The sequence below is a fragment of the Vibrio makurazakiensis genome (genome assembly GCF_050337375.1).
GTDB classification, from domain to species: Bacteria; Pseudomonadota; Gammaproteobacteria; order Enterobacterales; family Vibrionaceae; genus Vibrio; species Vibrio makurazakiensis.
Genome location: NZ_JAKJSW010000043.1, coordinates 20,374 through 28,825 on the forward strand (window position 1 = coordinate 20,374; position 8,452 = coordinate 28,825).

An 8,452-nucleotide genomic window follows, 5' to 3' on the forward strand; every position below is an offset into this window, starting at 1 on the left:
CTCACTAGTATTAGCCTTTTTTGTACTTGCCTTCTTCATGCTGTGTACGACTAGTCGACAGGCGTTTGCCATCGATATCTATGATCTTCAAAGAAGCAATGATATTGAGATTGTTGCCTGGGTTGGAGAACAGGAAAAAGAAAACACAACTGCTAGAGAAGAGGTTCAATTAGGCAGTGAAAGCGACTCAAACAAGCAAGTTCGCATTAATAACGAAAGCTACAGTGTCAACGAGCAGGTTGTGCTGACTATTGAAGTAGCAACACCCCGCTGGCTGACTGGGGGGACCCGAATTGGCARCATTGAAATTCCCAATGTCATTGCAAAACAACGCAACCAACTCGCGACTAATTATGCGGAAAGGAAAAATGGGCAAACGTGGTCTCGTCAGCGATGGGAAGTCACGTTATACCCGCTAACATCAGGTACTTTCGTTATCCCACCTACGCCAGTTAAGGTTCAAGTTTCTGCCCCTGACGGATCTAATGTTTCAGGAACTTTATACACAAAACCTATAACGTTCGAAGCTAGGTTGCCGTCGGGTCTCTTGAGTCATGATATCCCTTGGTTTAGCGCGACGGATGTCGAGGTATCACAAGAGTGGCAGCAGTCTGGTGAACATTTGAAAGTGGGGGACGCTTTAACCCGTAAAGTGGCATTAAAGGCAAAGAACTCTCTTTCGGTACTATTGCCCGATCTGGTGGCTAAAGTGTCGACTCAGCAATACCAAAGTTACCCGAAGCCCAATATATTGGATGATACTCAAGAGCGTGGTGATTATCGAACAAGCAGAACCGAAGAGGTGGTTTACGTAATACAACAAGGTGGCGAGTTAGTTTTTCCAGATTACCACTTTCAATGGTGGAACTCAGAGACTAAAACACTCGAAAAGGTTGTAGTAAAAGGCCAGTCTTTTGTTGCTGAGCACACATTCAAATCGGCTATACAACTGTACTCAGCCGTTATTGCCTCTGTAATTTTTGGCGTTCTGCTGTTCGTACTCTTAGTTGTCGGAATTAGGCGTTACTATCGAAATAGACCCACACCACAATGGTTGGTCTTTCATCGTCTATTGAAAGCTGGTGATTGGGCCAAGTTACGAACTGCGATTTATCGACAGTTAAGAGTAAAGAGTTCTAGCCTAGAGTTAGCCCCATTCTCTGATGAACAACAATGGCAATCTGATAGCCAAAACCTTCAACGTGGTATTCGAGATAAAACAGTATTTAAAAGGCTGTGGTTTACGATCCGAAGGAAACGAGTTTCGAGAAGTTATCTATCAATACCTAAAGCATTACCCATACTAGAAACGGATCCAATTTTTAGTAAAGTGGAAACGAAAGCTCAAAAAAGCAGCAAGACATAAGCTATAGCCCGCCATTTTTCAGCTGAATGAAGAAGCTCAAAGGTTTCACTATATTTGAGATTTCTGGCTAATTAGTAGGCGTAACACTCAAGTTCAATTGAAACACATCGAACAATTTTAGTGAGTTTCCTATTATGTAAACTCGCTCATTGAATATGGAACTGTATGAAAAGTACCGAGCTTAATCTTATTCCGATATTTGTAGCTATCTATGAAGAGCGTAATTTATCAAAAGCTGCAAGCCGTATGGATATTAGCCAACCTGCGGTGAGTAAAGCGCTTGCTAGATTGCGTGATATTTATGATGAGCCTTTGTTTCATCGTACAACTTCAGGTGTTGACCCAACGGCATTCGCTAGTGATATTTATCCTGCAATGGCTGCAGCGCTTAAAAATTTCACTTCGACGTTGTCGGCGTCCCGAGATTTTGACCCTAAAACAACCAGCCGTGTTTTTTCAATTGCTTGTGTTTCCGCTGCTAGCTACGAATTGATGCCTAAGGTGATGAATCTCATTAGCCAGGTTGCTCCGTCTATTGCTTTAGAGGTTCATCCTTTATTCACGGAAGATTATGAATCGGACCTACGTTTACAGCGCCATGATGTGATCATTGATATGACTCCCCGAGGACGAACGCTGTTAAAGCATGAACCCATTTTGACTGAAGAGTTAGTTGTTGTTTGTAGCCAAGATCACCCAAGGCTTAACGACTCGGTTACGATGGAACAATTTCTAAAAGAAGATCATGTTGTGGTTTCACGTTGGCAAGCGCGTAAAAGCTTGTTGAGTTCCGAAGATTATTCCGAGTTAGAGAAGCGCAATATCGTTTATAGAGCAGCAGGTGTGGTGGAGATGCTACCTGTGATTGAATCATCGGATTACATCGGTGTACTACCTTTATCATCCGTGAACTGTTTTTCTGAAAAATACAAAGTGAAAACAGCGCCCTTACCTTTCGAACTCGCTAACCTAGATTTATGCATGATTTGGCATCCTAGCCGAACGAATGAACCGAGTCATAAATGGTTAAGAGCGAAAATAAAAGCCGCAGCGAAACAACTTCGCAGCTCAACTCAAAGTAGCAATTAGTGTTACGTGACCATTTCCCTGTTTGACTAGAGACGAAATACATAACGATGACAACATTTCTGGCAGGTTTTTCACTTGGGCTATCACTGATTTTGGCTATCGGCTCTCAAAATGCGTTTGTTTTAAAGCAAGGCCTTAAAAACCAGTACGTGTTTGTCATTTGTATGGTTTGTGCCTTGTCTGACGCAATCTTGATTGGATTTGGTGTTGCAGGGTTTGGCGCTATCGTTAAACAGTTTCCTGAAATTGAAACGGCAGCTCGTTATGGAGGTGCACTATTTTTAACGGTTTATGGTTTCCTCAGTTTTAAATCTGCACTAACAAGTAATCACGCTTTAGTGTCTAGTGGCGAGTCGAAAGGTTCAATGCTTGAAGCCATCTTGATGTGCTTGGCATTTACCTGGCTTAACCCACATGTGTACTTAGACACGGTCGTCTTGCTCGGATCTATCTCAACTCAATATCAACCACAGCAAACCATGTTTGCTTTCGGGGCGATGACCGCGTCTGTGGTCTTTTTCTTTTCGTTAGGTTACGGAGCCAGATTCTTAGCACCTTTGTTTAAAAAGCCAAAATCATGGAAAGTGCTAGAGTTTCTGGTCGGAATTGTAATGTTCAGTATTGCTTTGTCTTTGGTCGTGGGAGTCTAAAGGAAGGTATTTATTCCCCTAATATAGATAGGGTGGGCTCAATGCTCAAAGGAGCGAAAGGTTAAGCTTTGTTCAATGTGGATGGGGGCAGTGCTGCACTACTTTGATAAGCAGCACTACATATATCGAACTCGCTTATTCCGAGAGTTCCATTATTTTATAGGCATCGATAACAGCGCTATCGAAATCTGTCACTTTCCCTGAACTAACTGGACCTAGTACGTTTGAATACAGAGCTAATTGCTTATCAAATGATAAATCTAAATGGTTATACAAGTTCTGACGTATTTCTGCGTATTCTTCTGGTTGTCCACTCGATAGGCTGGTTAAAGTGTCGTATATGAGGGTTGCAGTTGTACTCATGGGGTGTCCTCAGGTTAGTCCATAACATTCATATGCGAAATTATATCTTTTCAATCATTTTGGCTCAGGGAGATCAATCACATAACAAAAATTTCACCAAAAATACGACAAACTTCAATCTATTTTGTGATGCTCGATAAGAATAATCCTAATAAAAAGACTCATATAAGAGCCTTTTTATTCTTAAAATGTCGATGTTACTTAGTGACTTCTTCTAACACCTCGCCGATAGAACCACTCGGTTGAGTTATACCAAGCTTATTCGATAAAGTCGGTGCGATATCGTATGGCGTTACCGCTCTAGTCACTTTTTGTGCTTCTACGTCATATCCGGCAAAGATAATGGGTACGTGGGTATCATAGCGCCAAGGAGAACCATGAGTTGAAGCGATTTGAAGCCCTTCCATGTCGTTAATATAACTTCTAGGTGTAAACACCACATACACATCTCCTGAACGTGCAGGGTGGTAGTTATTTTTGATGAGCTGAGACAAATGAGTGTCGGGCACGCGATTAGTCGCGATATCACTACTCGTGTAGGCGTAAGCGACACCTTTCACCTTTACGATTTCATCGGTAATCGCTGTTTGAACATCGGCTAAGTTTACGTCCTTGTCCGCGATGACATTATGATCCAGGTATATGTATGGCTGCGCGTAAAGGCGGATAGCATCTTTCCCTAGCCCAAACTCTTTCTTCAACCTTTGTTCGACACCTTGTGAAAGAAGAGTCTCTTTATTGAAGTATTGTGCTTGTCTAAACCCTAGGCCATTTGCTGCAGGTGAAGATTCTGGAACGCCATGATCAGCAGACAGCACGATTAAGGTGTTGTTTAAACCAACTTGGTTATCGACGGTCTTTAGGAGCTTAGCGATGGTTCTGTCTAGGCGAATTAGGTTGTCTTCAGTTTCTAAACTCTCTGGCCCATATAGGTGAACCACATAATCGTTGGAAGAAAAACTCACAGATAAGTAGTCGGTGAAGCTCCCTTTACCTAACTTTTCTTGTTGCAGTAACGTGCTCGCAAAGTTTTCAGTTATCTCATCGCCGGCCGGACTAACCGTTAAGGTGGTACTGTAGTATTTGTAACTCGCCGGAGCGTAAGGGTGGGGGAACGTTCTCTGAAACCCTGCTAAATCGACCTTATGATCAGGGTTATGTTCTTTGAGGGTGTAGTTTTCTCTTGGTAGTGACAAATCCCATTTCGTCCCAGAATATTGCTTGGCGAATTCTTTTTCATTCCAACGGGTAACCCAGTCAGGGTACTTATCATAATAATAATTGCTGGTGACAAACTCTGATTGAGCTTTGGAGAACCAAAACGCTTTACCACTATGTCCGGCTAGCGAAATCGCGCCACGATCTTTTACCGATACACCAAAGACCTTAGATTGACCGCTACTTGCCACGGTGAGCTCGTCACTGAATGTGGTCGATAGAATTGGTTCTGGTGAACGCCCATCTTTCAAAGCCGTTTTTTGTGTAGGGTCGATCTCTGTTGTTTTGTCGACGCCAGATCCGGAAGTTAGCATTTCATAATTGCCATCTTCCACGTTATACACCAGGCGTTCTTCATTGCGGTCATACCATACGTTGCCTACCATGCCATGAACGCTGGGCGGTGCTCCGGTAGCTAGCGATACATGGCCAACAATGGTTTCTGTATTTCCATGTTGATAATGTGCATTTGTATAGTAAGTGCCGTCTTCCATTAAGTAGCGAAAACCACCTTCTCCAAAGTTGTGCTGGTAGCGCTCAAGTAAGTCGGCTCTAAGCCCATCGACTGTAATTTGCAGAACAAGGTTAGGTTTCGTTTCGTTGGCTGCCACTGGAAGTGTGCATATCAGTGCTAACCCTAGCGCTGAAAGTTTGAGGTAGTGCATATGGGTTCCTTATTTAGCATGTGATTGTCGTAACTCAGGAGTTCATTGTGGTGATCGAATATCCCTAGCAGTTAGTCCACATCTTTTACTAGACGCAAGCCCATGTCAGACATGATTATTGATTGGCTTGCAAAATCGCGACGGTAGCTTTCAGATTCATCTTCGCCGTAAGCAAAGCTGCCACCCCTTACTGACTTGTGAGACAAATTAATGTCACTGTCCTTGGCATTGTTTGGATTGTTCGTAGGGCCGAATCGATAGTAGGTATCATCGAAAGCATCGATTACGAACTCACCTACGTTACCTGTCATATCGTATAGGCCTAATTCATTAGGGCTTTTAAGCCCGACCGGTTGTGCCTGATTCTTTGAGTTCCCTGAATACCAAGCGACATCTTCGATATTGTTTGAACCGCTATAGGTAAAGCCTTGGCTTTTATTGCCTCCTTTTGCCGCAAACTCCCATTCCGCCTCTGTTGGTAAGCGGTATTCTTCACCCGTTAACTCATTGAGCTGTGAAATAAAATAGTTCGCTTGCTGCCAACTCAGGTTATTTACCGGCACTTGTGGATTTTTGAAGTAACTCAATGAAGAGCCCATGACAGATTCAAATAGCGCCTGAGTGACTTCAAACTTAGCCATATAGAAGCTATCTACTGTTACTTCACGTGCTGGTTGTTCTGCTTTTTTTGCATCTGAAGAATCAGATCCCATTACGAAACTCCCGCCCTCAACCCGTACCATTTCTAAGTCAATTTTCTGAGCGATAGGGTGGGTAGGGGCGCTTGAACAGCCACTGACTAGCAAGGTTAGGGTTAAGGTGCTGAACGCAGCGAAGTGCTTCGAGTTTATTGGTTTCATGATGAACCTCAGGCTAAACGTAAGGAGCCATAATTCTATCCAGTTGCGTCATACCTAAAGGTTATAAAGGGTATAACAAGCCTCTTATTTCATAGGCATTTATGATGGTTCCAGAAAGCGAGAAGATGAGTCAAAACGAGGTAAAGAAACATGCATATTACTCAAGGCCCACAACATAACGGCAAGGCATCTAAGCGATTACATGTCATGGCTAAACCGATTGGTGCAGCGTGCAATATCGACTGTACTTATTGTTATTACTTGAGTAAGCAGGATTTACTAGAGTACAAAAAAGGGTGCTCACCCAAAATGGATGACGAAACGTTAGAAGCTTATATTCGTCAATACATTGAGGGGCAAAACACCCCTGAAATTATCTTCTCTTGGCAAGGCGGCGAGCCGACCATGCTCGGCCTTGAGTACTTCCAGAAAATAGTGGTTCTGCAGAAAAAGTATCAGCCAAAAGATGTCGTTATCTCAAACGATCTGCAAACCAACGGCACTTTGTTGAACGATGAATGGTGCGAATTTCTAGCCGCGAATAATTTCTTGACTGGCCTGAGCATTGACGGGCCAGAGCTTCTTCATAATGCGTATCGCACTAACCGCGCCGGTAGGGGAACCTTTAAGCAAGTGATGGCTGCGGTTGAACTTTTGCATAAACACCAGGTGAAGTTTGCAACGCTTACCTGTGTGAATAACTTAACTAGCCAGAATCCATTAGAAGTTTATCGGTTCTTACGTGATGTAGTGAAGTCACCACAAATGCAGTTCATTCCTATCGTAGAACAGAAAACATTCCGAACTGTTGCTCCGCAAACCTCGCAGTTATCTGAGCAGCTCAAGCAAGGAGACAAAAGGCTCATACCGGGGCATAAAAACTCCATTATGGAGCCTTGGTGTGTATCCGACTTAGCGTGGGGGAATTTTCTCATCGCTGTATTTGATGAATGGGCTCAAAACGACATTGGCAAAGTGTTTGTGCAATATTTTGAGGCGAGTGTTGAAACCTGGATGGGTCGTAAAAACCCGTTGTGCACTTTGAATGAAATATGTGGCAAAGGGCTAGCGATGGAGCCCAATGGGGACGTGTTTGCATGTGACCATTATGTTTATCCGGAATACAAAGTAGGGAATATTCATCATCAGAAACTGGACGATATGGCGTATAGCAAACCGCAGCAGGAGTTTGGCTTCGCGAAATCAAGAACACTGACGTCTCAATGCCAGCAATGTGACTATAAATTTGCCTGTCATGGGGAGTGTCCCAAAAATCGGTTTATTAAAACGAAGAGTGGAGAGTCTGGTTTGAATTACCTGTGTGCTGGCTGGCATAAGTTCTTTGCTCATGCAGACAAAGCGTTGGCCTACATTCTTAGAGCGACAAATCACCCTGTTGCCCATGGTAAGCATAGTGATGCCGTTCTTCATGCTGAACGACTACGCGCTCGCCAAGTAAAACCAGCCGTGTTTGAAACTAAGTTTTAGGGAAGCATCATGTTCAAGAATAAACTTAAAATTAGCGCGATATTGATAGCATCTGCATTAACTGTATCGACCACTGCATTGGCTAACGGTAGCGAATTATCGCCAGATTCCCGCAGCATTGACTCCCCGGATAAAGGAGTGGCAGCTTCGACTAGCCAGGTGCAAGATACCCAAAGCAGGATCAGCCAGCTTTCATATATTGCACAAGACCAGAATCAATCTGTTGCGAGCCGAGCAAATGCTTTGCAGGAGCTGCGTACTTTTCCGAGTCAAAATGCTTTGGTTGCCGTTGCTCGTGGATTGAAAGATAAAAACTCAGAGATCCGTGAAGCTGCAATTATAGGCTCTGAACCGTATCAATTAGACCATCGCTGGAAAATGGTATCCCCATTGTTGGAAGATCCTGAAGTGATGGTTCGACACACTGCAGCGTCAAATTTAGTCCGAGATTATAATTCTGTTACTGAGAGCCAAAAACAGCAACTCGATGCGCCAGTAAAGGAGTTGATAGCGTTTTTGGAAGGGCAGAGTACGGAAGAGTATCAGCTATTATTTGCTGATGTACTTCGTTGGTATAACCAATGGGCTCAAGCTGAAACCGTATATGTTGAATTGTTAAAGCATCGCCAAGAGGTACCACAAGTTTGGCTAAGCTATGCGGATAATTTCAGAGCCCAAGGTAAAGATAATTTAGCGGTAGAAACTTTAGATAGAGCCATTGAAATCATGCCTGATAACAGTGCGCTACATTAT

The 8,452-nt window shown here is 43.4% G+C and carries 8 protein-coding genes; 5 read left to right on the forward strand and 3 right to left on the reverse strand.

Features of this window, described 5'->3' with window-relative positions; all coding sequences use genetic code 11:
- Window positions 1-37 precede the first annotated feature (37 nt).
- From L4C33_RS07135 to L4C33_RS07145, 3 genes are all read left to right on the forward strand, one after another.
- Complete coding sequence (locus tag L4C33_RS07135; protein WP_428811754.1) at window positions 38-1,366, forward strand: BatD family protein; 1,329 nt, start codon at window positions 38-40, stop codon at window positions 1,364-1,366.
- Between the two features lie 165 nt (window positions 1,367-1,531).
- Complete coding sequence (locus L4C33_RS07140; RefSeq protein WP_428811746.1) at window positions 1,532-2,455, forward strand: LysR family transcriptional regulator; 924 nt, start codon at window positions 1,532-1,534, stop codon at window positions 2,453-2,455.
- A 47-nt stretch (window positions 2,456-2,502) separates the two neighbouring features.
- Window positions 2,503-3,105 carry a LysE/ArgO family amino acid transporter gene (locus L4C33_RS07145; RefSeq protein WP_428811747.1) on the forward strand — a complete coding sequence of 201 codons (603 nt, stop codon included), beginning with the start codon at window positions 2,503-2,505 and terminating at the stop codon, window positions 3,103-3,105.
- Window positions 3,106-3,240: 135 nt separating this feature from the next.
- Here the strand turns inward: L4C33_RS07145 and L4C33_RS07150 are convergent, their stop codons facing one another.
- The 3 genes from L4C33_RS07150 to L4C33_RS07160 all read right to left on the reverse strand — a co-directional run bounded on the left by L4C33_RS07150 (window position 3,241) and on the right by L4C33_RS07160 (window position 6,211).
- Complete coding sequence (locus L4C33_RS07150) at window positions 3,241-3,468, reverse strand: PAS factor family protein (protein WP_428811748.1); 228 nt, start codon at window positions 3,466-3,468, stop codon at window positions 3,241-3,243.
- Between the two features lie 197 nt (window positions 3,469-3,665).
- Complete coding sequence (locus L4C33_RS07155; protein ID WP_428811749.1) at window positions 3,666-5,351, reverse strand: alkaline phosphatase family protein; 1,686 nt, start codon at window positions 5,349-5,351, stop codon at window positions 3,666-3,668.
- A 71-nt stretch (window positions 5,352-5,422) separates the two neighbouring features.
- Window positions 5,423-6,211 (reverse strand): formylglycine-generating enzyme family protein, encoded by a 789-nt coding sequence (locus L4C33_RS07160; protein ID WP_428811750.1) that lies wholly within the window; start codon window positions 6,209-6,211, stop codon window positions 5,423-5,425.
- 150 nt (window positions 6,212-6,361) lie between these two features.
- Between L4C33_RS07160 and L4C33_RS07165 the strand changes: the two genes are divergently transcribed.
- Window positions 6,362-7,699 (forward strand): anaerobic sulfatase maturase, encoded by a 1,338-nt coding sequence (locus L4C33_RS07165; protein ID WP_428811751.1) that lies wholly within the window; start codon window positions 6,362-6,364, stop codon window positions 7,697-7,699.
- Between the two features lie 9 nt (window positions 7,700-7,708).
- A partial coding sequence (locus L4C33_RS07170) for a HEAT repeat domain-containing protein (RefSeq protein WP_428811752.1) occupies window positions 7,709-8,452 on the forward strand: 744 nt, incomplete at its 3' end.

Excerpts from the sequence above, each read along its gene's own strand:
- L4C33_RS07140 (WP_428811746.1), top strand. The coding sequence starts at position 1,532 with ATGAAAAGTACCGAGCTTAATCTTATTCCGATATTTGTAGCTATCTAT.
- L4C33_RS07145 (WP_428811747.1), top strand. The coding sequence starts at position 2,503 with ATGACAACATTTCTGGCAGGTTTTTCACTTGGGCTATCACTGATTTTG.
- L4C33_RS07150 (WP_428811748.1), bottom strand. The coding sequence starts at position 3,468 with ATGAGTACAACTGCAACCCTCATATACGACACTTTAACCAGCCTATCG.
- L4C33_RS07155 (WP_428811749.1), bottom strand. The coding sequence starts at position 5,351 with ATGCACTACCTCAAACTTTCAGCGCTAGGGTTAGCACTGATATGCACA.
- L4C33_RS07160 (WP_428811750.1), bottom strand. The coding sequence starts at position 6,211 with ATGAAACCAATAAACTCGAAGCACTTCGCTGCGTTCAGCACCTTAACC.
- L4C33_RS07165 (WP_428811751.1), top strand. The coding sequence starts at position 6,362 with ATGCATATTACTCAAGGCCCACAACATAACGGCAAGGCATCTAAGCGA.